Below are 25941 nucleotides of genomic sequence, written 5' to 3'. Positions count from 1 at the left end.
GATTTTTAGTGCAAGCACTTTTTTAAATTAATTTTAAAAAAGTGCTGACGGTTTGTTTGTATAAAATATTAAGCAATTGTTATGAGACTTCATCCCTTATATAGAAACCCAAAAGAGAAGCCGAAGCTTCTCTTTAAAGGTGTTAACACAATGCTCTTACTTTAAATTATCTGGGCCAAAGGAATAAGGTAGCAGTTCATTCATCGTTAATGTCTTACGAACTCCCTCAGGTGAACAGATATGTATAAGTGTTTCACTCGAAGAAAACTCTCGAATTCGCTGGCGACAACCACCGCAGGGCGTCACCAACTGCTCACCTTTGCCCATTACAAAAATTTGCTTAATGTGAGTATCGCCTCCTATAACCATCGCAGCTATCGCGCCAGCCTCAGCACAGGTACCTTCGGGGTAGGATGCATTTTCCACATTACAGCCAGAATAGATCTTACCTGTTTCCGTTTCAATGACAGCTCCAACTTGAAAGTGTGAGTAAGGCACATAGGCCTTACTCATGGCTTTCTTCGTCAACGCAATCCATTGTTCTGAGTGAGACATTAAGCACGTTCCTTAACATATGGCTTACCGATCGCTTTTGGACCTACTGCTTTACCAATGAATCCAGCAAGCAGCAGTACAGTCAGTACGTAAGGCAATACTTCGATCGCTTGCACTGGCACTTCACCAATACCAGGCAAAGAAACACCCTGTAAGCGCACCGCTAATGCATCAAGGAAACCAAACAGCAAACATGCACATAACACAGGAACTGGACGCCATTTACCAAAGATGAGTGCTGCCAGCGCCATGTAGCCTTTACCTGCACTCATATCTTTTAGGAAACCTGCATTGTGAGCAGTAGATAAGTAAGCTCCTGCAAGACCACATAAAATGCCACAAATGATCACCGCTCGATAACGTACTAAAGCAACCGAAATACCTGCTGTATCCACTGCATGAGGATTCTCCCCCACCGCTCGCAAACGTAAACCAAAGCGAGTTTTAAAAACAATCCAATAAGTAAGAGGCACCATTGCAAATGCTAAATACACCAGAATGTTGTGGCCACTTAACAACTCAGAATAGATCAGACCAATCACTGGCACATCAGCTAGCTGATCAGCAAACGGGAAAGTAATCGGCGTAAAACGGGCATCTCCCGTTAACGATGGCGTCTGACCACCTTGATCAAACCAATCTAGACCAAGCGTCACTGTTAACCCTGCAACAATGGTGTTGATTGCTACACCAGAGACAATGTGATCTCCGCGATGAGTAATACAGGCAAAGCCATGAATCAGCGCCAAGCTTACTGAAGCAGCAATGGCAAATAGCAAACCAATCCAAGCAGAGCCGAATACTGCAGCCGCGGCGGCAGCGGCAAATGCCCCCGCCAGCATCTTACCTTCTAAGCCAATATCGACTATGCCAGAACGCTCAGAAAATAAGCCAGCAAGCGCTGCTAAAATTAATGGTGTCGATACGCGCAGGGTCGCATCGAGAATCAGTATCAATGTTTCAAACATACCGCGCTCCTATGCTGCCGCTTTACGTAAAAAAAGACCTTCAATCTTGCCTTTGAACATATTTTCTAGCGCGCCAGAAAATAAAATCACAAGACCCTGAATCACCACCACTATCTCAGGTGTAATCGTTGGGATCTCAAAAGACAACTCGGCACCGCCTTGATACAACGCACCAAACAACATAGCCGCTAGCACAATACCAATCGGATGATTACGCCCCATCAAGGCAACGGCGATCCCCGCAAACCCATAACCAGCAGTAAAGTTAAGCAATAGATTGTGGTTGACCCCCATAATCTCGTTTACGCCAACCAAACCTGCCAGACCACCAGAGATCAGCATCACCCAAATAGTCACTTTTGCATTATCTATACCCGCATACTGTGCAGCAGTAGGGTTTGTACCCACGGTACGCAATTGATAGCCCCAGCGGGTATGCCACACCAATGCCCAGTAGAACACACAACACAGTAGCGCTAGCACGAATGCCAAGTTTAATGGCGAGTCACCGATATCAAAACCAAATGGTGCAAAGATGTCATGCATGTATGGCAGCCAAGCACTTTCCTCAAAGGTACGACTGATAGGTGACATAACACCCTCGGCCTTTAGCCAATTCACCATCAGGTAAACCATCAAAGACGAGGCAATAAAGTTGAACATGATGGTCGTAATAACGATGTGACTACCACGTCGAGCTTGAAGATAAGCTGGAATATAAGCCCATGCAGCACCGAACAAGGCGCCACCAATAATCGCCAACGGAGCAATCACTAGCAAAGGCAATGAGCTATCAAACCACAAACAAAGTAAACCTACCCCTAAACCACCGATATAGGCCTGACCTTCACCACCGATATTGAACAGCCCAGCTTTAAAGGCCACCGACACAGCAAGGCCAGTGAAAATTAAGTTGGTCGCGTAATATAAGGTATATCCGATCCCTTCATCATAACCAAAGGCACCATATACTAGGTAACCCGCTGCTTCGATTGGGTCTTCTCCGATCGCCAGAAACACCAAACCAGAGACTAAAAACGCCAATAGAATATTTAACAGTGGTATTAGACCCACACTTACCCACGCAGGGACTTTCGCTTGACTCATGCCTGTGCTCCTTGTCCCTCATTCCACGCATTGGCCATCATTAGACCTAGCGTACGTTCATCTGCTTCGTTGGCTGAGACTTCACCTACAACCGCCCCATCAAACATCACAATAATTCGATCACTCAACGCCATAATTTCATCTAACTCTACCGACACTAGCAAAATCGCTTTGCCAGCATCCCGTAGTTTCACGATTTGCTCGTGAATATTTTCAATTGCACCAATGTCCACACCACGTGTGGGTTGTCCGATTAACAGTACATTAGGATTTTGCTCAACTTCTCGAGCAATAACGATTTTCTGCTGATTACCACCAGAAAAGTTAGCCGTTTTCAAATGAGGATTCGGCGGTCGAACATCCCAAGCAGCCATGCGCTCATTACACTCTTCGAGCATCGCGCTACGCTTCATCAATACCGAACCGTTATAAGCCTCTGAATCGTGATAGCCTAATACTGCAGCTTCGTAGGCCTCAAAGCCCGTCACCAAGCCCATTTTGTGACGATCTTCTGGCACGTGCGCCATTTTAAGATCACGCATTTGCGCAGCATTCTTTGGCTCACTAGCAGTAATAGTCTGTCCCGCAAACTGGATTTCACCCGACGCCATCGGCGTGATACCAGAAAGCACATTTAAAAGTTCACTCTGGCCATTACCTGAAACCCCTGCAATACCAAGGATTTCACCAGCTTTAAGCTCAAGAGACACTTTTTTAAGGCGTTCAACACCTTGCCCATCAAAGAATGAAAGATCTTTTGCCGACAAGACTGTTTGCTCAGGTTTGGCTTCGTCTTTATTTACCTTAAGACGAACCTTCTTACCCACCATCAATTCAGCCAATTCTTCCTTATCGGTTTTTGAAGTTTCACGGTGCGCTACCATCTCACCTTGGCGCATCACTGAAACATTGTCCGTTGAGGCTAAAATCTCTCGCAGCTTGTGGGTAATCAGGATCACTGTCACCCCTTGCTCTTTGAGAGACTTAAGGATGCGGAATAGATGATCTGCTTCTTGCGGTGTTAACACACCCGTTGGCTCATCCAAGATGAGAATTTTTGCACCACGGTATAACGCCTTAAGGATTTCAACACGCTGCTGCAACCCTACTGGTAAATCTTCCACGATCGCATCAACATCAATATCCAGACTGTACTCTTGCTCCAAGCGCTTAAGCTCTTCACGGGCTGCATCCATACCTTGTTTTAGAACAGCGCCACCCTCGGCACCCAAAATAACGTTTTCTAAAACTGAAAAGTTTTCCACTAGCATAAAGTGCTGATGCACCATGCCAATGCCCACATTAATGGCATCTTGAGAGTTTCGGATCGCCACCTGCTGACCATCAATAGAGATCGAGCCCGAATCGGCTTCATAAAAACCGTAGATAATGCTCATTAAGGTAGATTTGCCGGCACCGTTTTCACCAATAATGCCGTGAATCGTGCCAGTAGGGACTTGCAAGTCGATATTCTTATTCGCCTGCACTGCGCCGAACCGTTTCGAAATCCCTTCTAACTCAATCGAGTATGGATGTGTTTGTTGAGTCATATTTCTTTCTATGCAAAGTTTTAAGCAAAAAAAAGCAGCTGTTCACTACTTAACATAGTGAACAGCTGCTTTTTTTGCGATTAATAGTTACAAGTGCTGTCAGACATGTAGTCGTGCACGCTGATTTCACCGCTGATGATTTTCGCTTTAACATCATCCATTTTAGCTTTCATATCCGCAGTGATCAGACCTTTATTGTTATCGTCTAAAGCCCAATCTACGCCACCATCAGATAGACCTAAGACTTCTAGTCCAGGCTTCCATTCACCTGTATTAGCTTCTTCAAACACTTTGTAAGCAGCAGAGTCTACACGCTTAACCATGGATGTTAGCATCGTACCAGGCTGAATATGGTTTTGGTTCGAGTCGACACCAATCGCCAATTTACCTTCGTCTTTAGCTGCTTGGTATACACCAATACCTGTACCACCTGCAGCAGCAAAGACTACATCAGCACCTTTAGAGAATTGGCTTTTCGCAAGCTCTGAGCCTTTTGTTGGGTCGTTGAACGCAGCGCCTGTAGAACCCGTCATGTTCTGAATAACGGTTGCATTTGGTGTGATAAATTTCGCACCTTGCTCATAGCCACAACCAAACTTACGAATCAAAGGAATGTCCATACCACCAACGAAGCCAACCGTATCCGTCTTGGATGCCATGGCAGCCAATGCACCAACAAGGAATGAACCTTCGTGCTCTTTAAATACGATAGACTGCACGTTTGGCAGATCAATTACCGCATCAATGATCGTGAACTGCACATCAGGAAAATCCTGAGCGACCTTTTGTACCGCAGACATCATAGTGAAGCCCACCGCAACAATTGGCGAATAACCACGTTTCGCTAAACGACGAAGGTTTTGCTCAACTTGAGCTTCGTTTTTTGGTTCAGATTCACGAACCTCAATACCCGTGTCTTCCGTAAACTTTGTAATGCCGTTGTAAACACCCTCGTTAAACGACTTATCAAACTTACCTGCTTGATCATAAACAACCGCTGGTTTGATATCAGCAGCATAAGCAGAAGATACAGCCATGGCTAATGCAGTAGCCGACGCAAGAAAGACACCTTTCATTCTATTCCCCTTTGATTTTTATCATGGCAATTTTCGATTACCAGAGCCAAAAGTTGGCTATTCGGTCAAAAATAAACTGATTAAGCTTTGAGCGCAATAACGACGTGCACATTTGCAGCATTATTCACTGAATTTTATGCAGTGCACTTCACTTTGCCCTTAAATGTAGACATAGCAAAAATGATTCGCCTGAAAAAATTTTATTCTGCAATAACTGTGCCTAGCACTATTTCTGACAAACAGTACAAAACACTGTACTACGCTGACCTTGGCGAATTTCTTTCAGGGGGGCTTTGCATATCGCACAAGGTTGATCTGCTCGGCCGTAGACTTTTAGCTCTTGCTTGAAGTACCCCGGCTTACCTTCGCCACTGACAAAGTCTTTTAGTGTCGTACCGCCTTGCTCAATCGCTGCTGTCAACACAGTCTTGATGCATTCTACAAATACAGCTAAACGCGCTTTACTGATATTACCCGCTGCGCGGGTGGGGCGAATGCCCGCCATAAATAACGCTTCATTGGCGTAAATGTTACCAACCCCAACTACGATTTTACTGTCCATAATAAACTGCTTGATCGCCTGCTTACGGCCTTTGGCTTTTTCATACAAATAATCAACATTGAAAACATCAGTAAGCGGTTCTGGCCCTAGGTGTGAAATCAGCTCATGAGCATGCCAATCGCCTTCTTGCCATAACATCGCCCCAAAGCGACGTGGATCGGTGTAGCGCAATACTTTATTAAGCCCCACAAAATGAATGTCCACGTGATCATGAAACATCGGCGGTGTTTCGGGAGCAACAAAGTACAAACTGCCCGACATACCTAAATGGATAATTAACGTACCGGAATCCGTTTGAACTCCGATGTATTTTCCACGGCGAGCAACCTCTCGAATCACCTGCCCAGGCAGCTTTGCAGACACATCCTCAGGAATCGGCCAGCGTAATTTAGGTTGGCGAATCTCTATACTTTCGATGGTTTGATTTAAAATATGCGGCGCAATGCCGTTCTTAGTGGTTTCAACCTCTGGTAATTCAGGCATACATTCCTCAAAGAGCATTTGCTGTGTTATATAAGTTCTTTTATCGCGAATAGAATTCGCTCGTACGACTTCGTACTATCGGAAAATAACGACTCGTACGACCCGATTCTATCGGGGACAAAGCCTTTTCACCACTAAGCCCGATCATCTCATGCTCTATATTTCAGACACAAAAAAACCGGCACTAGGCCGGCTTTTTTGTTTACAAGAAAGCAAAAATTATTTGATTTTCGCTTCTTTGTACATCACGTGCTTACGAACAACTGGATCAAACTTTTTCATTTCCAGTTTGTCTGGAGTGTTACGTTTGTTCTTGTCAGTCGTGTAGAAGTGACCAGTACCTGCAGAAGATACCATGCGGATTAGATCGCGAGCGCCTTTAGAAGCCATGATTCAGATTCCTTATACTTTTTCGCCACGGGCACGCATTTCAGTAAGAACTGAATCGATGCCTTTTTTATCGATGATACGCATACCTTTAGAAGATACACGAAGACGAACGTAACGGCTTTCACTTTCTACCCAAAAACGGTGCCAGTGAAGGTTAGGAAGAAAGCGACGCTTAGTGTGACGCTTTGAGTGAGAAACGTTGTTACCTGTAATAGGACGCTTCCCAGTAACTTGACATACGCGAGACATAATTAAATACCTTATGCTATCCGAAGATTATTGGAAGTTTGCACTTCCTCAGGCGGAGCGTGGGTCACTCTGGAACACTTTGCAGTGAACGCGGGGGCCACAAAATCCCGTACCGAGGATATAGCGGCGCGAATTCTCCCATAGTCCCCCGAAAACAGCAAATGATTTGTTAAAAAATGATCAATTAACTTAATCTGAGATAGCTACCCTGCATTCAAATCACTGAATTAAAAAGCTCGTAAACCAAACAACAGGAAATCTATTTGCAGGCAATCTCAGTCAGAGCAACCCTCGCTCTGCCAAAGACAATGGTCGTGCATCTCCTACGATAAAATGGTCCAATAAGCGCACATCAATCAGCTCTAGTGCTTTGCGGATACGTTCGGTAATGTTGATATCTGCTTGGCTGGGTTCAGAAACACCAGAGGGATGATTGTGAGCTAAGATCACCGCTGCGGCATTATGAGTCAGTGCAGCTTTCACTACTTCTCTTGGATACACAGCTGCGCTGTCGATAGTACCCATAAAGAGCTCTTGATAGCGGATCAGTCGATGTTGTGAATCTAAGAACAACACCGCAAAAATTTCCCGAGGAGAGTGGCGCAACTGAGTCGATAAATAAGTACGCACCGCTTCAGCACTGTTAAAAACCGCATCGCGGGTCAGTTGCTCTTGCAGATGTCGCTTGGACATTTCTAACACAGCCTGCAACTGGGTATATTTAGCATCGCCTAGCCCAAAACCTTGACAGAATTCTTCTCTGGAAGCCGACAGCAATGGGCGTAAGCCACCAAATTGATGTAATACTCTGCGCGCCAATTCCACTGCACTAATACCTTGGGTACCCGTTCTCAGAAAAATCGCAAGTAACTCTGCATCACTTAAGGCGTGAGCGCCTTGGTGCATTAACTTTTCCCGAGGACGCTCGGCTTCTGGCCATTGTTTTATACTCATAATACTCACCTCCTTGTGGTACTCTTTGCACATTCTAACTGCGAATACATGAGCACACCCTGTGCTTCATCATATTCAGCGAATATCTGCCACTTTGTGATAAGAAGCGAATTATGTCCAGTCTTGCGAACAAACAGATTCTCGTGGGGATTACCGGCGGTATCGCCGCTTATAAAACCATTGAGTTGGTCCGCCTGCTCACCAAAGCCGGTGCCGACGTTCAAGTGGTGCTAACTGAAGGGGCGAAAGCCTTTGTCACAGAGATGACATTGCAAGCCGTCTCTGGACACCCTGTGCGCAGCACTTTGCTTGATCCATCCGCCGAGTTGGGCATGGGACATATTGAATTAGCGAAATGGGCAGACCTCATCATCATCGCCCCAGCGTCGGCTGATTTTATGGCTCGTTATGCACAGGGTATGGCCAATGATTTACTAACCACCTTATGTTTAGCAACGGAAGCACCTGTTGCATTAGCGCCAGCTATGAACCAAGCCATGTGGAAGCATCCCGCGACTCAGACCAACCTACAGACACTGATCTCACGTGATGTTGCCATCATAGGGCCAGCCTCTGGCGCACAAGCCTGTGGCGATGTGGGCGCGGGGCGCATGGAAGAGCCAGTTGATTTATTCAAAGCGATCGAGCAGCTTCTAGCCCCTATCCAACAAGACTTGGCAGGTCAGCATTGGGTGATTACCGCTGGACCAACCATGGAAGCCATCGATCCAGTACGTTACATCAGTAACCATAGCTCAGGCAAAATGGGTTATGCGCTGGCAGCGGCTGCACAAGCACGCGGCGCAAGTGTCACACTTGTGAGCGGCCCAACACAATTGGACGCACCACAAGGCGTAAAGCGTATAGAGATCAAAAGTGCAGAAGACATGCTAAGCGCTTGTCGTGAAGCTATGGTCAAACCTGCCGATGTATTCATCGGTGCTGCCGCGGTTGCTGACTTTCGCATGAAAGAAGTCGCTTCCCAAAAGATGAAGAAGACTGGTGATAGCGATGAAATGCAGTTAACGCTGGTTAAAAATCCGGACGTGATTGCCACTCTAAGCCAAGAAAATACTGCCAAATGCATGGTTGGCTTTGCCGCAGAAACCCAAGATGTGATCGCTTACGCAAAAAGTAAGTTAGAACGTAAAGGTCTGGACTTGATCATCGCCAACGATGTATCACGCACTGACATTGGTTTTAACAACGATGAAAACCAAGTCACAGTACTGTCCAAAGATCAACAATGGACACCACCAAAAGAGTCAAAATCCGCCCTAGCCATTGAGCTTGTGGAGCTGATTACCCAATACCAATCCACCAAGTGATGAGTGAATCAATGAAACACCCTATTCAACTTAAAATCCTGAACCCAAAGATCGGTACAGAATTACCTTTGCCAGCTTACGCGACGGAAGGCTCTGCGGGGCTAGACCTTCGCGCTTGCCTAGACGAAGCAATTATTTTGGAACCAGGCCAGACTACTTTGTTACCGACAGGCTTAGCAATTTACATTGAAGATCCAAATTTAGCCGCGACGATTCTTCCACGCTCAGGTTTGGGGCATAAACACGGTATCGTATTAGGTAACTTAGTGGGTCTGATCGACTCAGATTACCAAGGCGAACTCATGGTTTCTTGCTGGAACCGCGGCCAAACAACGTTCACGATCGAACCGGGCGAGCGCGTTGCCCAGCTTGTTCTATTGCCAGTTGTTCAAGCGGAGTTCAACATTGTAGAAGACTTCGTTGCCAGCGATCGCGGCACAGGTGGATTCGGTTCTACCGGCACAAAGTAATCTCTTGCACTTGAAATAGTTGAGTTATTCTCAACTATTTCATTGCTCTTTTCGAAGCAGTTCACCCATCTTCCCTTTGGTAAATAAAGATCATTTTATTCGGTCAGAAATTCGTCAATTTTCTTTAATTTTTTATAGAGAGTCGACGCAGTTCACGTTATTATTTTCCACCATAAGTGGTCGCTTACACTCACTGTAATGTTTCTGGCACATAGTGTGCTTAAACTCAGTTGAGTTTTAACTGCACCCTCCCACAACTTTTTTCGACTCTGTCAAAAAAGCTCTTTGAATAACAATAGGAGTGTTACCAACGTGGCTTATACACGCGAATCTGCATTAGATGTAGCTCAGGTATTGAGTGAATCGCTTCCCTACATCCAACGTTTTGCTGGCAAAACATTGGTCATCAAATACGGCGGTAATGCCATGACTGATGAAGCACTGCAAGCAGGGTTCGCACGCGATATCGTGTTGATGAAAGCTATCGGTATTAATCCAATTGTTGTTCACGGTGGCGGCCCTCAGATTGGTGAAATGCTTGCCAAGCTAAGCATCGAGTCTAAGTTCATTAACGGCATGCGTGTTACAGACACTGCAACTATGGACGTAGTAGAAATGGTGCTTGGTGGTCAGGTAAACAAAGACATCGTGAATCTAATCAGCCGTGCTGGTGGTAAAGCGATCGGCCTAACGGGTAAAGACAGTGGTTTCATCAAAGCGAAAAAACTGTTTGTAAAACACCAAGCAGAAGGTATGAGTGCACCAGAACAAGTCGATATCGGCCATGTGGGTGAAGTGGCGAGTATTGACACAAGCGTTTTGAAAGTTCTTGAAAACAGTGATTTGATTCCTGTTATCGCACCGATCGGTATTGATGATGAAGGCAACGCTTATAACATCAACGCGGATTTGGTAGCAGGTAAAGTAGCCGAAGCGGTTAACGCAGAAAAGCTCATGCTACTAACGAATATCTCAGGCGTACAAGATAAGCAAGGTAACGTGCTAACTGGGTTAAGCACAGCACAAGTTGACAACCTTATTGCTGACGGCACTATCTACGGTGGCATGCTACCAAAGATCAGCTGCGCTTTATCTGCAGTCAATGCTGGCGTTACCAGCGCACATATCATTGATGGTCGAGTACCTCACGCTACGCTACTTGAAATTTTCACTGATACTGGTGTGGGCACTTTGATTACTAATCAAGCCAAAGACCTTTAATTCGCCCATTTAAAGCGATAGGCCGTATTAATATGAGTACAAAAAAAAGCGATCGACGCACGGAAATATTACAGTCCTTAGCGGGCATGTTAGAAAGCAGCCCAGGGGCTCGTATTACTACTGCCGCTCTAGCAAAAGAAGTGGGTGTGTCAGAGGCAGCTCTGTATCGCCACTTCCCAAGCAAAGCGAAGATGTTTGAAGGTTTAATCGAATTTATCGAAGAGACCTTATTTACTCGCATTCACCGCATTGTGCAGGACGAAGAAGACGTTAATAAACGTTTAGAAGTGATTCTATTCTTAGTATTGAGTTTTTCTGAGCAAAACCCTGGTATGTGTCGTCTACTCACAGCAGATGCCTTGGCAGGAGAAACGGAGCGCTTGCGTGTTCGTATTGCGCAGCTGTTTGATCGTATTGAAACTCAGCTTCGTCAAGTGTTACGTGAAGCCGATTTGAAACAAAACTTACGCCCAGTGATGGGCACAAACGCCTGTGCCAACTATCTGCTGGCGTTGTTGGAAGGTAAGATTCGTCAATACGTTCGTACTGAATACAAAACAAAGCCACTACAGAATTGGCAGGAGCAATGGCATGCCATTGCTCCAACTTTAATGGCAGGTCGCGCGTAAGGCACGGACTTACATTAATTAAACACCGTACTGATCGCGGTAAGCTTTGACAGCAGCTAGATGCTGAGCAAACTCAGGTGAGTCCTGCTCTTCCAAGTAAGTCATGATGTCATTCAGCGACACAATGCTCACAACAGGCATGCTGAAATCACGCTCTACTTCTTGGATGGCTGACAACTCTCCACGACCGCGTTCTTGACGGTTCAACGCAATAAGCACACCGGCAGGTTTTGCACCCGCTGAATTGATAATGTCCATCACTTCACGGATTGCAGTACCTGCAGTGATAACGTCGTCAATGATCATGATGTTACCTTCAAGTGGTGCACCAACTAAGGTACCACCTTCACCATGATCTTTTGCTTCTTTGCGGTTAAACACGTACGGTGTATCAATGTCATGATGATCATACAATGCAACTGCAGTGGTCGTCGCCAAAGGGATACCTTTGTAAGCAGGGCCGAATAAAACGTCAAATGACACACCTGCTTCAACCAATGCCGCAGCATAAAAGCGGCCTAGTTTTGCAAGCGCAAGACCTGAACTAAACAGGCCTGCGTTAAAGAAATATGGGCTTACTCGCCCAGATTTAAGAGTGAACTCGCCAAAGCGCAATACTTTTTGCTCAATGGCGAACTCGATAAATTCTCTTTGGTAAGGTTTCATGCCGACTCCAAGGGGGATAAAAAATTACAAACAAATTGCCTCTTGTCAGCAAAGTATGCTTTCCTGACAACCAATGGGCGCTAATATAACACACGGCTAGGAATTGTAGGGACCAGAAATGAAGGTCATCAGCCTTAATGTAAACGGTATAAAACAAGCAGCAGAGCGCGGCTTCTTTGAGTGGATGGTTCGTCAGAACCCAGACGTTGTATGTCTACAAGACATTCAAGCGGATGAACGCAGTCTGAACGACAGCGTATTCTTTCCTCCAGAATTCAACGCATACTTCTTTGATTCACTTGATAACCCTGATGAAGCAGGTGTTGCGATCTATAGTAAAGCAATGCCAAAAGCCATTATGACTGGTATGGGCTTTCCAGAATGCGACTTTGAAGGGCGTTTTATTCAAGCGGACTTCGATAAAGTAAGCATCGGGTCTTTTTTAACGCCACATGGCTCAAATCATGAAGAGGCGCTACAAGAGCATAAATATCGCTTCATGGAAGGTTTTAAAAACCACTTAATTAAAACACGTCGAAAACGCCGTGAGTTTATTTTCTGTGGTACTACCAATGTGGCTCGCTCACCTATCGACGTTAGTAGTTGGTTTGTGAACCAGCGCAACTCTGGTTTCTTGCCAGAAGAACGTAAGTGGATAAATGAGATTTTTAACGATCACGAATACATCGACGCGTTCCGCCAAGTAAATAAGCAAGATAAGCAATACACTTGGTGGCCAGATTATGAACGTGCATGGAAACTAGATGAAGGTGGTCGTTTGGACTATCAGATTGCCACACCGGGCTTAAAACATGTGATTCAAGGTGGTAGTGTGTACAAAGGACAGCGTTTCTCAGACCATGCTCCCATCATCATGGAATACGACTTAGATTAAAATGCGTACTTGAGACATTAAAAAAGCCCTAACAAGTTTTCTGTTAGGGCTTTTTCTTTATTTAGATGCCAATTCTAGCTAGAGGCGTTATTTTTCAGCGGCTCAACTTTTACCGTGAACCTCAACTGATGCATGTCTCCAGCTGGTATCTTGTAAGCATTGTCTAAAGCATTGGCTGTCTCGATACAAACAAACTGACGATAGTCTTCATCTTCCATGTCCGTGCGGAGCTTTGCTAACGCTTCACCTGGGTTCCACAAAACCGTTGATTGAGCACCTTCAGAGCTAATCACAAGCTTTCTCTGCAATACTAGGTCTTCCAGCACCGTTTCTTGGGGCGCATTCAAGTAGACACGATCTAACTCTTCACAAGGCTGAACAGAGCCTATCTGCTGTTTTTTGTTACCGTCATCAAACTTATCTACGTATTGGACGCCGTCTAAGCCTTTTATTTCTGCAGTTTTATTATCTCCCACTCGGAAATAAGTATGCAGTGCTTCAGAAATCGGCATAGCTTTATCTGATAGGTTCGCAGCAGAAAAGTTGACACTGAACCCTTCACCTAAACGGAACACTTGGCGCAACTCAAATGCATAAGGCCACATTTCTTCAATAAGAGGATGATCCTCTGACGCTAATCTGAGAACGATTTTTGCGTCACCATTCTTGAATCGGCCCACTTCAACCAGCTGCCAACGAAAATATCTTGCCAAACCATGGGCTGGCAAATCATCGTCCTCAGCATTGGCTCCAAACCAAGGCCAACACACTGGTACACCAAAATGACGTCGCCCAAAACGAGTTTGCGCTCCCTCATTATCTGACTGGAACAGAAGATCTTCTTGCCCCGTTTGAATAAAGCTAACTAAATGACCACCCCACAATGCAATACGGGCACTAAAGCTAGGCTGATCGATGAGAATCTCATCGCACTCTCTAAGGCTATTAGGGCGAATTTCGCCTCCTATTTCCTCAAGCTCTCGCATTAGCTGAGCATCCATCTATCGCTCCAATATAATTACTACGATTGGCTCATATTAGACCTTCACACCCTGATTACAATAGTTTGACGTAATGCTGAACATTCAAATCACAAAATGATCGTAGATTTTTAAATAGTACTTACTTATTGGTCAACTTTAAGATATAACGCAAACTTGTTTTCAAGGGTGCAGCCACTGCACATTGTCTCTGTGTAAGCTATCCTTGTTCATTATTGTTTTTCTCCCATGTATTAACGAGACTGCTGCATTATGAGTGAGTTTTTTGACCAAAAGTCAGTGATAGGTAATGCCGAATGGTGTGCCTTTCCTTCCCTGAATATTCCAGCGATAAAAGCGCGGGTTGATTCTGGAGCGAAAACCTCCTCGCTTCATGCTGTCAATATTCAGCCGTTCCAAAGAGCTGGCCAACAATGGGTGACATTTGAGGTGCACCCTATTCAAGACAGTCGTAAAGTAGTGATTTACTGTGAAGCAGAAGTCATTGATCAACGAGTCATCAAGAGCTCAAGTGGCGACAGAGAAAAACGCTATGTGATCTGTGTTCCTTTACAACTCGGCGAACGTACATGGGATGTTGAACTTACACTAACCGATCGCGATAGCATGGGCTTTAGAATGCTTCTTGGGCGAGAAGCCATGAATGGTCGTTTAATTGTAGACCCTCAAGTCAGCTGCATTTTCGGTGACCGACCTCAAGAGACCTTATCCAAGCTCTATGAAACACCTGAGATTCGTGAAGGCGGTTTGCGTATTGGTGTTTTAGCCAGTAATCCTGACTTGTACAGCAATCGCCGCATTATCGAAGCTGGTGAAGCGATGGGACATGAAATGCAGTTTCTAAATGTGCGCCACTGTTACATGAAACTAGATGCCACAACACCAGAGATTCATTATCGTGGCGGTCGAATTCTAAATGACTTGGATGCAGTCATTCCTCGCATTCGTCCAAGCATGACGTTTTATGCTTGCACACTGTTACGACAATTTGAGTCCTTAGGCATTTTTTGCCTAAACGATTCAACTGCAATTGCGCAATCACGAGACAAGCTACGTTCATTACAGCTATTACTAGAACATGGCCTTGCCATTCCTACTACTGGCTTCGCTAACTCGCCATTAGATACAACGGATTTGATCAACATGGTTGGCGGTGCACCATTAATTGTGAAACTACTTGAAGGCACACAAGGAAAAGGGGTTGTACTTGCTGAAACCAAAAAGGCGGCAGAGTCCGTTATTAATGCCTTTAAGAGCTTAAACGCCAATATTTTAGTACAAGAATTCATCAAAGAAGCCAGCGGCAAAGACTTACGTTGCTTCGTGATTGATGGCAAAGTGGTTGCTTCGATTCAACGAGTAGCCGCTCCTGGTGAGTTCCGCGCTAACATCCACCAAGGCGGTCGCGCTGAACTGGTGAAAATCACTGCGGAAGAGAAACGTATTGCCATCAAAGCTGCCAAGGCGATGAATCTAAAGGTCGCTGGGGTAGATTTGATACGCTCAAACAATGGTCCTCTTCTACTTGAGGTGAACTCTTCTCCAGGTTTACAAGGCATTGAAACCGCAACAAATGAAGACATTGCCTCAATGATGATCTCAGCTATTGAGAAGCGAGTGTTGAATAAATAAGAGCAAATAAAAAGCCCTACCTCTTAAGGTAGGGCTTTCTTGAACACTCTGATCCGTAAAATTTTACTCAGCCATCACGGTTTTATTGCGGCCTGTTTCTTTTGCTTGATACAGCGCATTATCAGCGCTTTCGATCCATTCCCCAATCGTATTGTGCTGCTTACCAAGCTCACAACAACCAAGACTCACTGTTATGTTAATGTTGCCTTTGTTCGTCTTAAAAACGTTTTCTTCCACTTGCTGACGAATCTTCTCACAGTAACTGTGCGCACCTTCTTTGCTGGTATTTAAAAGAATGACACAGAACTCCTCACCACCATATCGCCCGACAAAATCACCTCTACGAGAACCAGCGGTTAAGATTTTTGCCATTTCCTGAAGAACCACATCACCTGCAGGGTGACCATAGTTATCATTAACACTCTTAAAGTGGTCAATATCAGCAATCACAATCGTATGTGGACCACTATTACCCGCCGCATACGCATCAAATGTCATCTTAATCGCTTTATCTAAACTCGCACGATTGTTTAATTCCGTTAACCCATCCGTTTTGCTCATTTGATCAAGCTTACGGTTTGCGGCGGACAATGCTGCCTTGTTTACCGCCACATCAGTTACGTCGTAAACGACCAAACATATATGATCCACTGTACCGTTTGCATTATTAATTGGTCGAATCACTACATTCTGGAACATTGACTCAGAGATACTGGTTACGGAACGGTAAGACTTAAATGGAAACAAATATGGTCGCTGTTCCCATGAAATATAAATAGGCGTTCGAAGCGCCAACACTGTATCCAGCTTCTGCTGTAACCAAGCTGCATTTATACTGGGGAAAATATCAAACAGAGATCGATTGCGGGCATTCGTTGAGCTAACACCAGAATGATTCTCCATGAAGCCATTCCATAGCTCCACTTCATACTTGTTATTAATGACTACGAGGCCTACATCGATATGCTGTAGCATGTCGAATAACCAATGTAATTCAGTCATATCAGTTTGCTGCGACATAATCACTCATCCTCAACCAAATAAGACAGAAGATTCTCGAGTACTGACAACGAATCCTCTGTAAACAACAACATCAAATCACAGCTAATTTTATAATTATCCACTTCGTAGACAATTTCGACCGCTAATGTGCGCTTCCATTGCGCTCGTTTTACATTAATCAGGTCGGCTACTTTAATATGCTGCCCCAGCACCACCGGATGGCTGTAGCTAAAGTCGATATTCAGCTGATCCCCCAACGCTTTGATAAATGGACCAATCAAAACGGATGAGATATCCATTTGTAACTCAACTTCCAACGCACGATCAATATCCTCTGTGACATTGAGCAACTTCGCCATGTCTGGAAAGCTTGAGTCTGAGAAAATAAGTAGAGCTTCCATCGCGATGCCAGCCCCAACAAAACCTTGAGTCACAGCTGAACAGCGTCCCGTATTCATGGAACCGTACGTCAATGCCATTTGAAGCTCGCTAACCTCAAGGATATTCACTTTTGGAACAGGAAGCTTAACAAATACATTTAGCATATCAGCTAAAACACTGGCAGCGCGCCCCATCGCAACGTTGGAAACTTCTTGTAGACATTGACTTAAGCTAAAGTCATCGGCCGCACTTCCAGTCACAACCAGCCCAGCTGTTACTCCTGAGCCAAAAAGTCCATGCTTTTCGATCGCCTGATACAGATCATCTTTATCGACGGGTTTTTTCAGGAAATCTATCGCCCCCAGATCGGTAACGCGCTTGAGTGCTTGTGCCTGTACATCACCTGATACCACCAACACTTGTGGCGCATTCGGAATCATTTGAAGCGCTTCCAATGTTTGGTAGCCATCAAGCACAGGCATATTTAAATCTAAGAAGAGTACGTCGACTGGATTTTGCTGTATATAATCAAGTGCTTCTTGACCATTTACCGCAAACGCTACTTCTGCATCCCATTCTTGAGGGAGAACGCGAGCAAGCTGCTTACGTGCAATGCCAGAATCATCACAAATGAGAATTTTTTTGCTCATGAAAAATAAGGCCGCCTAACCGGGTGAGCACACTATCGCTCATTTTTTCTACAAGTTTGCACAAGTGTAGCGCTTTAGCTACGTGAATTATAGTCCAACTCATTGTCTTAGATAACTAAGTGAAAGATAACAAAGCCTCAACGACCAAATGCTCAGAGTACATATCTGGTTCATTGGTGATAAGAGGTGTTTTGACAACATTAACCCCCCATCCCTGTAATCGGCGATAGTCTATTTCTCCGTAATCATAAGCTTCATCAATTAATAACCAATTTAATACTGGCGTTTCATTGTTTTTTTCCGCATCCCCGAGCAGTAAAGTCAGTAGATACTCCACTCGTGACATCAACCCCCAACCAAGTTGCTCAGGGTCTAGGCCTAAATTAGGCAAATAAATTTTGGGGTTAGGGTTATTAATGATTGCTTGGCTAACACCATCTACCAATAAATTAGCGATTAAGCTTGTGAAAAAACTTCCTGGAGGAAAGCAGATAAGATCGGCTTGCTCTATGCTTTGTCGGCGATCTTCAGGCAATTTGGCAGAAATAGGTGAATACTTCTGCAGCCCCTGATTTAACCAAATGTGTTCAATTGGCTCAGCCAATGGTGACTGCTCTTTACCAGTAATCAAATGCTGCCCTAAGACAACTTCTCCCGAAGTAAGACGAACACCTAAATGGTGCGTCTCATCTATAATAGTCGCCACCTGTCCTAAGGTTTTCACCAATCGAGACACTAAAAAGACAATAGGATCTAATAACTCCTGATGACTTAAATACCCTCCAGCAATAATCAAGTTGCCAACGCTCGCTCCCCGTAAATCAAAGTCAGGTGGCAGGCGATCTTTAAGCTGAGCTAATTGAGTGGTAATCAGTGTTTTCATTGGCGCCATAATTGGCTCCATTAAACGATGAGTGCCCGCTGCCAGTTGCGCTAGCTCCATTTTAAGTTGCGACATTGAAGCATTATAGGGTAAGCGATAACTAAACAGCTCAAAGACATCTGGTTGGCCTAACACAGTCTCATCCGCAAGTGCCATAATACGACTTCTCAGATCACCTACGGCGGGAATATTAAAAGCTTGCCGTAACTTAGCCGAACTTCCACCGGAGTCAAAAGGCGTCACCAAATGCATCGAGTGATGAGTATAGCTTTTCAGCACTCTGGCGATTTTATTAAGAGCTGAGCCGCCGCTGAAAAACAAAAGAGACGGCGCTATTTCTGGAAGACTTTGATAGCGGTGAATGCGTACCGAATCTGGTACAACTAAACGGCGAGAAACATTAGACATAAGACATTATCCGCAGAAGGGAAGTACGATAGTTACAAAGAATCACCTAGATTGCCATCTTGCCAAAGGGTAACACGGTTACGCCCACTCTTTTTTGCCTGATATAAGCACTTATCTGCCTGATCAAATACTTTTAATAATGAGTCTGAAGACGACTCTTGGACACTTACACCACAGCTTACTGATAAATATTGATGGGGAGAAGATGGATGAGGGACATGTTGTTGATATACCTCTTCCACAATGTCTTGGGCAATTTCTAATGCTTCAGAAGAGTTTGCTTTAGGCAAAAAAACCAACAACTCTTCACCACCATATCGAATCGCCATTCCTTTGCTTGGGGTATTTCTTTTTATGACGGATGCAACCATTTTGAGCACTTGATCGCCTTGCAAATGCCCCAATTTATCGTTGTATTGCTTAAAGAAGTCGACGTCAAACAATAACACGGCAAAACTCATAAACTCCGTCGTCTGTTTTAATGACGCCACCTGATCCTCAAATAGTTTACGATTATACAAGCCTGTCAATGCATCTAACTTTGACTCGCTTTCTACAACCGAGAGCGTCTTTCGAAACTCTTGTTCAGCACGAACTTGAGAGGAGACATCCGTTAAACTAATTAAATACGCTTTTTTCCCCTCCCACAAAATATTGTCTTTGCTAACTTGAAACCAACTCTGACGATGAACATCCCAATAGGCCGACTCTAAGGTAGTCAAATCACCTATTTGAATCGATGCAATGCGTCGCTGAAAGTCGTCGGGGAAATCGTGTATAGACTTTAATTCTCTGTCCTTAAAAAGTTGGTAGAACGGTTCACTTAAATACAGGATTTCATCCTGGTATATCACTGCCGCCATCATATGTGAGTGTTTTATAACACTCTGTAACTGTAAGCTTGTCGATTCTATCTGAGCTTGCTGCTTCGAAATCGTTTCTAGATACGTTTGCAGCTGCTTTACTAACGAGCCCAGCTCGTTTCGCTCATCAAAGAACGCTACATCATGCGCAGTGATCTTCTTACGCTGACCGACTAAGCCTTTGAGGGCATACAAACGTCGAAATAAGTGCTTATGTAAATAGACCATGAGTGCTGCCGCTACCATTAACTGCACTAATAGAACCAACATAAGGACATTTATGAAGTCATTACTGTTTTTTGAAATAGCTTGAGCTTGTTGAGCCACGTTTGCTTCATTATCCATGTAAACTCGATGGCCGAAATCCACAATATTACCCAATAATATTCGATTCTGCGTGGTTAACCCCACCACTTCAGAATTATGTATTTCTCTTTTTGAAAGTAACTCAAGGACTCCTCTTGGCGACAATAATAGTGGCTCTAGTGGCTTATAATGAATAAGAGCTTGTTGCTGAAGCTGCTGCATTTGCTTCACTAGTCTAGCTGTAATTTGGTTTTGCTCGTATAGATGAGGACGAGTAATCAATTGAGCCAGATCTGACGTTATCTCACCTAATATCTGTTTGACTTCTTTATCATTTGCTTGATTGAAACTAGCCAAAGTCACTGTCATTGCTGAAAATAGACGCTCATTAAGCGCCTTATCGACCTGATCAAGCATGGACTTAGACAGAGAAATATTCGTAACACTTGGTTCGACTTTACCAACCACATCCATCAAACGCTTAATCTGTGCGTTATTCTCAGCCAAAAGCTCTAAGCTATGTTTTAGCTCATCAACTTGCTCTCTTACCTGAGACATCAGTATTCGGCTATAGGCAGGTGACGTACTATTGGATACTTCAATGGCGAGATTCGCTAGACGAGTGATATTTAGCTGAGCGCTATTTAGAACTTGTAGTTCGGGAAGCGCTTGCTGTGACTGTTGGTTCACCGCACTCTTCAGTTTGAAAAAATAAAAGAAAGAGATACCACTTGTTAAAAGCATCAATAACAACATAAACAAAACCGCCGCCGCTATTCTAAAGCGCAGACTTTTTAAACCGGATGCTTTTTGCTCTACTTCCACAACAAGTGCCTCAAGGAAGAATAGGAGTTACATTAACAATACGCCCTTCAATCACTGGCTGAATTTCATCATATTGCTCTAAGTAATCTGAAACGATATTCCAGATTAATCGCTGACTACTCACTTTATCAGATACAACCGTTGCGTCAGAGAAGTCATAATCGTCTCCCCCCTCAAGCATATAATCAGAAATGGCTACGGTGTACTCGCCCTCGTCAATTTCTCGATTATTACTGTGCAACATTTCTACTATACGTTGCCCAACGGGACGACTCGCATCGTATTTATAATGCAAACCTGAAACCTGTAAAAAGCGGCCATCTAGCCCTTCGACCTGTGACACGCCATGCTCTAAAACTTGTTTTAGTTTAGCCTTGGTAATACGAACAACGTATACTGTGCCACCAAAAGGCAACTCTCTTTGAATGTCTCTTCGGGTAAGAACATAGCCTGCCTCATAATCACGATAGCCGCGAATACTTCCACCAATGATGAGGGAAAAGTCTGCATGGGTATATTGACGGATGGCATCCATTACAATATTTCCCCAACTGGACTCTGCACTTCTTAATGTATCACGCTGAGAATCCATAGGACCGCTCAGGCGAGTCAATTGTTGACCTAAAACAACGTCGAGTTGACTGGTATAACGTTCGATAACTTGTGTCATCGCTGCATCAGGCTCTTCCTCTGCAATATGCAAGACAGATGCTGTTTGTCCGTCTTTGGTAACATCTATGAGCGTCATTTCATCGTCAACTCCGCCCGAAGCAAATATCCAGGGGCTGCTTGAAACTTGATGATCTTCAACATCTTGGGTAACCATCATCATATCGACCCCCTCAATCGAATGAACGGGGACACTTTTAAGAAAGTCTCGCTCGGTAACTAAGATGACTTTGGTTGCGCCACTTGAACGCACTTGCTGAACCCATCGATTGATATGCTCAACCGTTTCGTAAACAAAAGCTTTATTAAAGAGAAATGTGGTATTAATGTTTTCAGATACCGCCATGAGTACGGCAATGGAATGTTCCCCTAAGGGCAGCAATACATATGGCTGAACACCTTCCACTGGCTGCATAGAGCGGCGATCTAACAGATTCGTCAAAACCATTGGAAACTGAGCTTGGGTACTCAAAAGTGTTACTTGATCAATGCCATCTTTAAACTCTCTCTGATTTACTGCCAAGACATCTACACCTAACTCATTCATAATAGAAATCATATGAGCCCCTTTATCGTATACAGACAAAGGGTTTGGTGAGAGGCTGTCTCCACCGTGCACAAATAAGACAGGCTCATTGCTGCTTTTCAAGCGCTTAACAACCGTTGCCATTTTCGCCAGTGAATAGCCATTTTCTTGAGCAAACAACTCAGGGACATTCGACGTAAAGATAATTTTATCGGCATGAGCCATCATACTAAACATGTACATAGATAGGACAACAAACAGTTTTTTTATCATGGCCGACGCCCCTTTAATCCGGTTATTTACCGCAGGCAACATTAACTCGCTTGCATTAATACTGTATTAAAATCAATCAAACACCTAACTACGTTTTCCTAGCCAGCGCTCTAGAACTTCAGCGAGACGTTCCTTAGTAACAGGCTTTGCAACATGATCATCCATGCCGGCATCAAAACATAGCTGGTCATCGCCTTTCATGGCGTTAGCACTTAAAGCAACGATCACTACATTATTGGAGGTCGCCGAGTTTTGTTCTAGTTTACGAATGGCTTTTGTCGCTTCATAACCATCCATCACGGGCATCTGACAGTCCATGAAAATTAAATCGTACGCTGTCTCTTGGCAGGCTGTAACAGACTCCTCACCATTTTCCACAACATCGACCGTGACACCAAATAGCCCCAACATGCCCTTTGCTACAATTTGATTGGTTAAATTATCTTCTACTAACAGTATTCGCATGTCTTTCAAATAATCATCTTCTACTGCTGAATTCAACTCCGCATGCTTTGCAACGGGCATAGAATCGTCTTGCAAAAACGACTCTATTACAGCAAACAGAGCGCGACGGTGAACAGGCTTATAGATCGAAGCTATGTTATGCCCATCCAAGTTTTCCAAAGACTGGCCTTGCTCTAATAATGTAATCACATGTTGCTGGGGCACTTTAAAGCTCAGTTGACTTTCGACTCTAAGTGCATCATCAATAATAAGCAACGTACTATCATCAAGCGTAGGCAACTCCTCTGCAGACCGTAAAAACTCCACTGGGATAGATTTAGAAGCCAATAAAGATCTAATATAGGGAACATCATCTTGCTGCTGACTCAACACATAGACCATTTTCAAAGGGCCTAAATCGCTTAATGACTCATCTGACTTAGGCTGAATGGGTAAGGTAAGCTCAAACCAGAAGTTGGCCCCCTGCCCTAATTGGCTTTGGACCCCTATTTGCCCTTGCATAGCCTCAATTAACTGTTTGCTAATCGCCAATCCAAGCCCTGTGCCACCATACCGGCGCGTCGTTGACGCATCAGCCTGCTTAAAGCGCTGAAACAATCTCTGCTGTAAACTATCTGAGATACCAATACCAGTGTCTTGTATGCTGATTCTGAATGTTGCTTTATCCCCCTCAAGCAACAGATTCTCTGCCTTAAGCCGGACGTCTCCACCCGCCGCAGTAAACTTGATCGCATTTCCCAACAAGTTCAATATAACTTGTTGTAGGCGCTGCCGATCTCCATAGACCATCAACTCCGGCAAAAGTGTTTCAGGCGCAATAAAGGTAAGATCTTTTTCTTTAGCTTTGATACGCATTAAGCTTGCTGTATCTTCAAGTAAATCCTGCAGGTCAAAGTATTGAGGCTCAAGCTCCAATTCCCCCGCCTCAATTTTCGACAGATCTAGAATATCATTCACTAAACCAAGCAACGTATCGCCACTTTGATGCGCCAAATCTACCAACTTCACTTGTTCATTATTCAATCGTTGAGATTTCAATAAAGATAAACTACCTAACATCCCGTTAAGTGGCGTACGAATTTCGTGACTCATATTCGCTAAAAAGCGACTTTTAGCTTGGTTAGCATCTTGGGCGGCAAGCGTTGCTTGCTTCAACTTCTCACTCGATTCTCTAAGGGCCAAGTTCGCCTTAGAAAGCTCTTTTGTCCGCTCTGCGACCTGTCTCTCCACTTGAGCGGCATGACTGAACACAAGGCTTAATACCCAACCTAAAAGTCCTGCAACAAATAGACCTCCCACTAAGACAAAATGCGTTCCCCATGGCTGCTCAATAAACGATGAACGTGCTATGTGGACAAGCTCCCAACGATGGGCTTCCACTGGAATCATTGAACGATGTATGACGGGATACCGCTCAGCATTTACCCCATCAATCAATTCACTTATCTCAAGCGTTGCATTGCCACTTGCAGATAATATGTAAGGCGATTGCCCTGCTGGCCGGTCGATTAGGTAAATTTCAACGCCATTAGTAGGCGTACGCTCCAAAATACGCTCGGACAGATCTTCGATCTCAAAAAGACCGGTAGACATAGCAAACAGTTTTTGCTGCTTATAAATAGGTAAAAACATTAAGACAGCCTTGTTACCCTGCACCAGAGTAATGGCCGATGTCGGAAAGGCCGCGTTTAAGCGGATTGCATTTTGTATTGCGCTTCGTCTTGATGCTTCTGAGTATACATCAAAGCCCAGCGCCTTTAGATTCGGCTCTTTAGGATAAATCAGTCCAACTGGTACATAGCGATCTCGTACACTGGGTGCTACAAACTCACCCTCTACACTTCGCTCTTTTACTTGATAAGGAAAACCGTGCAAAGCCGACATTTGGGACTCATACATTGGAATATCTTGATAATCCAATACATGGTTAATAGAAAGCGCTTTAATTGCGCGATCTTGACTCATAATACTTTCGCTGAAGTTTTGAAACTCTTCAGCCGAGACTTTAGCGCTGCCGCGTACATAGCCTGCCATGCTATACAAGATATCAACCGAGTTTTTGATTCGTTCACTGAGTAACGTGGAACTCAGGTCTGCCGAGGCATTAAAAGCCTGCTTCTGTTTATTGATTTCAAAAAATGCCGTCGAAAACGATAAGATGCCCGTTGTTAACGCTACGATAACGAGAGCAAAAACAACCCTCATTGGATGGTCATAATAGACAGAAAAATGTTTGCGAAATAAAACAGCCAGCCAAGGAACCAATACCACGACACCGACCGTATCGCCTAGCCACCAACTTAACCAGTTAAGTAAAACCTGATCAGAGGAGAGCATCCCAAAACTATACAATATTGTTGTACCGGTGCTTGCACTCACCAAACAACCTAGAGGGCCAGCTACAACAATAAAGCTTAGAACATGACGAACATTGTAAAACTCGAGCTTTTTCCCGATAAAAAAACGAACCAGGGAATAAGCAAAAATCGTCTGCAATGCACTCCCAGATGCAATCAAAGCAGGAATGAGAATACTAATTTGACCTGTATTTTCGAACCCAATTAGCACATTGACACAAGTCGAGCCAACAAAGACACCAAGAGCAGGCCAATAGCCAAACAGCAGGCAAGCAGCAATGGCAATACCGGAAGCAGGCCAGATCACCGTTGCATACCCAGGAGGAATTGCAAACACCTGACCAATCCAACCCGCAATGAAGTAACTTATTGCAGTTAGTAGGATAATCTTCAAAACCCGAGTCATCTTTGCTACTACCTTTTCCTTATGCATCGCATTCCATTGGCGCAAATGCACGACAATAAAAGCAAATAACGCATTTTGTTTGCTAAAAATATAGCAAAGCCTGCAAGCAAAGATAAGAAAAGTTTAAATAGTGTGAAAGATTAACCTGAGAACGCAAAAAGGCTAAGATGAGAAAAGATTCTGATGAACAG

Annotated in this window: 23 protein-coding genes and 1 pseudogene; 7 read left to right on the top strand and 17 right to left on the bottom strand. The window is 44.3% G+C overall.

The annotated features are described in order from the left end of the window. Positions 1 to 156 precede the first annotated feature (156 nt). From JHD44_RS07055 to radC, 9 genes are all read right to left on the bottom strand, one after another. Positions 157 to 555: a cytidine deaminase gene (locus tag JHD44_RS07055; RefSeq protein WP_199462049.1), complete on the bottom strand. Its 399-nt coding sequence runs from the start codon at positions 553 to 555 to the stop codon at positions 157 to 159. After that, positions 555 to 1523 (bottom strand): ABC transporter permease, encoded by a 969-nt coding sequence (locus tag JHD44_RS07050; protein ID WP_199462048.1) that lies wholly within the window; start codon positions 1521 to 1523, stop codon positions 555 to 557. The genes JHD44_RS07055 and JHD44_RS07050 overlap by 1 nt, the downstream gene beginning before the upstream one ends. Before the next feature lie 9 nt (positions 1524 to 1532). After that, on the bottom strand, positions 1533 to 2630 hold the full coding sequence (locus JHD44_RS07045) for an ABC transporter permease (protein WP_133560844.1): 1098 nt from the start codon (positions 2628 to 2630) through the stop codon (positions 1533 to 1535). Then, positions 2627 to 4180 (bottom strand): ABC transporter ATP-binding protein, encoded by a 1554-nt coding sequence (locus JHD44_RS07040; protein WP_199462047.1) that lies wholly within the window; start codon positions 4178 to 4180, stop codon positions 2627 to 2629. The genes JHD44_RS07045 and JHD44_RS07040 overlap by 4 nt, the downstream gene beginning before the upstream one ends. Positions 4181 to 4260: 80 nt before the next feature. Further along, positions 4261 to 5256, bottom strand: a complete 996-nt coding sequence (locus tag JHD44_RS07035) for a BMP family lipoprotein (protein ID WP_199462046.1) — start codon at positions 5254 to 5256, stop codon at positions 4261 to 4263. A gap of 226 nt (positions 5257 to 5482) precedes the next feature. Beyond that, on the bottom strand, positions 5483 to 6301 hold the full coding sequence (mutM, locus tag JHD44_RS07030; protein ID WP_199462045.1) for a bifunctional DNA-formamidopyrimidine glycosylase/DNA-(apurinic or apyrimidinic site) lyase: 819 nt from the start codon (positions 6299 to 6301) through the stop codon (positions 5483 to 5485). Between the two features lie 219 nt (positions 6302 to 6520). After that, positions 6521 to 6691 (bottom strand): 50S ribosomal protein L33, encoded by a 171-nt coding sequence (rpmG, locus tag JHD44_RS07025; RefSeq protein WP_011978459.1) that lies wholly within the window; start codon positions 6689 to 6691, stop codon positions 6521 to 6523. 12 nt (positions 6692 to 6703) lie between these two features. Further along, positions 6704 to 6940 (bottom strand): 50S ribosomal protein L28, encoded by a 237-nt coding sequence (rpmB, locus tag JHD44_RS07020; protein WP_055463997.1) that lies wholly within the window; start codon positions 6938 to 6940, stop codon positions 6704 to 6706. Between the two features lie 279 nt (positions 6941 to 7219). After that, the gene (gene radC / locus JHD44_RS07015; RefSeq protein WP_199462044.1) at positions 7220 to 7894 is read right to left on the bottom strand and encodes a RadC family protein; all 675 of its coding nucleotides are present in this window, start codon (positions 7892 to 7894) and stop codon (positions 7220 to 7222) included. Positions 7895 to 8007: 113 nt separating this feature from the next. Between radC and coaBC the strand changes: the two genes are divergently transcribed. The 4 genes from coaBC (at position 8008) to slmA (ending at position 11542) form a co-directional block, all read left to right on the top strand. After that, positions 8008 to 9222, top strand: a complete 1215-nt coding sequence (coaBC, locus tag JHD44_RS07010) for a bifunctional phosphopantothenoylcysteine decarboxylase/phosphopantothenate--cysteine ligase CoaBC (RefSeq protein WP_199462043.1) — start codon at positions 8008 to 8010, stop codon at positions 9220 to 9222. An 11-nt stretch (positions 9223 to 9233) separates the two neighbouring features. After that, positions 9234 to 9692, top strand: a complete 459-nt coding sequence (gene dut, locus JHD44_RS07005) for a dUTP diphosphatase (RefSeq protein ID WP_199462042.1) — start codon at positions 9234 to 9236, stop codon at positions 9690 to 9692. Positions 9693 to 10004: 312 nt separating this feature from the next. Further along, on the top strand, positions 10005 to 10913 hold the full coding sequence (gene argB / locus JHD44_RS07000; protein WP_199462041.1) for an acetylglutamate kinase: 909 nt from the start codon (positions 10005 to 10007) through the stop codon (positions 10911 to 10913). 32 nt (positions 10914 to 10945) lie between these two features. Beyond that, positions 10946 to 11542, top strand: a complete 597-nt coding sequence (slmA, locus tag JHD44_RS06995; protein ID WP_199462040.1) for a nucleoid occlusion factor SlmA — start codon at positions 10946 to 10948, stop codon at positions 11540 to 11542. Between the two features lie 18 nt (positions 11543 to 11560). Here the strand turns inward: slmA and pyrE are convergent, their stop codons facing one another. After that, positions 11561 to 12208: an orotate phosphoribosyltransferase gene (gene pyrE / locus JHD44_RS06990; protein WP_199462039.1), complete on the bottom strand. Its 648-nt coding sequence runs from the start codon at positions 12206 to 12208 to the stop codon at positions 11561 to 11563. A gap of 118 nt (positions 12209 to 12326) precedes the next feature. Between pyrE and JHD44_RS06985 the strand changes: the two genes are divergently transcribed. Beyond that, positions 12327 to 13103 carry an exodeoxyribonuclease III gene (locus JHD44_RS06985; RefSeq protein WP_133560862.1) on the top strand — a complete coding sequence of 259 codons (777 nt, stop codon included), beginning with the start codon at positions 12327 to 12329 and terminating at the stop codon, positions 13101 to 13103. Between the two features lie 74 nt (positions 13104 to 13177). Here JHD44_RS06985 and JHD44_RS06980 read toward each other — a convergent pair whose 3' ends face one another. Continuing rightward, positions 13178 to 14104, bottom strand: coding sequence for a D-hexose-6-phosphate mutarotase (locus tag JHD44_RS06980; RefSeq protein WP_199462038.1), 927 nt, complete (start codon positions 14102 to 14104; stop codon positions 13178 to 13180). Between the two features lie 252 nt (positions 14105 to 14356). Between JHD44_RS06980 and JHD44_RS06975 the strand changes: the two are divergent. Both JHD44_RS06975 and rimK read left to right on the top strand, forming a co-directional pair. After that, positions 14357 to 14767 (top strand): annotated as a pseudogene (locus JHD44_RS06975) (ATP-dependent zinc protease); the annotation flags it as partial. An 84-nt stretch (positions 14768 to 14851) separates the two neighbouring features. After that, positions 14852 to 15736 (top strand): 30S ribosomal protein S6--L-glutamate ligase, encoded by an 885-nt coding sequence (gene rimK, locus JHD44_RS06970; protein WP_199462064.1) that lies wholly within the window; start codon positions 14852 to 14854, stop codon positions 15734 to 15736. 63 nt (positions 15737 to 15799) lie between these two features. On the opposite strand, the gene JHD44_RS06965 is transcribed toward rimK, so the two are convergent. The 6 genes from JHD44_RS06965 to JHD44_RS06940 form a co-directional block, all read right to left on the bottom strand. Then, positions 15800 to 16756: a GGDEF domain-containing protein gene (locus JHD44_RS06965; RefSeq protein ID WP_233401831.1), complete on the bottom strand. Its 957-nt coding sequence runs from the start codon at positions 16754 to 16756 to the stop codon at positions 15800 to 15802. 2 nt (positions 16757 to 16758) lie between these two features. After that, the gene (locus JHD44_RS06960) at positions 16759 to 17769 is read right to left on the bottom strand and encodes a response regulator (RefSeq protein ID WP_199462037.1); all 1011 of its coding nucleotides are present in this window, start codon (positions 17767 to 17769) and stop codon (positions 16759 to 16761) included. A 115-nt stretch (positions 17770 to 17884) separates the two neighbouring features. Then, complete coding sequence (locus JHD44_RS06955) at positions 17885 to 19060, bottom strand: GAK system CofD-like protein (protein ID WP_199462036.1); 1176 nt, start codon at positions 19058 to 19060, stop codon at positions 17885 to 17887. Positions 19061 to 19092: 32 nt separating this feature from the next. Next, complete coding sequence (locus JHD44_RS19075) at positions 19093 to 21054, bottom strand: GGDEF domain-containing protein (protein ID WP_199462035.1); 1962 nt, start codon at positions 21052 to 21054, stop codon at positions 19093 to 19095. Positions 21055 to 21064: 10 nt separating this feature from the next. Continuing rightward, complete coding sequence (locus JHD44_RS06945) at positions 21065 to 22522, bottom strand: bifunctional metallophosphatase/5'-nucleotidase (protein ID WP_199462034.1); 1458 nt, start codon at positions 22520 to 22522, stop codon at positions 21065 to 21067. 84 nt (positions 22523 to 22606) lie between these two features. Continuing rightward, a complete protein-coding gene (locus JHD44_RS06940; protein ID WP_199462033.1) occupies positions 22607 to 25777 on the bottom strand; it encodes an ATP-binding protein in 3171 nt (1056 codons plus the stop codon). Positions 25778 to 25941 lie beyond the last annotated feature (164 nt).

Source organism: Marinomonas ostreistagni (assembly GCF_016461785.1).
In the GTDB taxonomy this organism is placed as follows: domain Bacteria; phylum Pseudomonadota; class Gammaproteobacteria; order Pseudomonadales; family Marinomonadaceae; genus Marinomonas; species Marinomonas ostreistagni_A.
The sequence above is the reverse complement of the archived record's forward strand: the minus strand, read 5'-3'. Positions and strand labels throughout refer to the sequence as shown.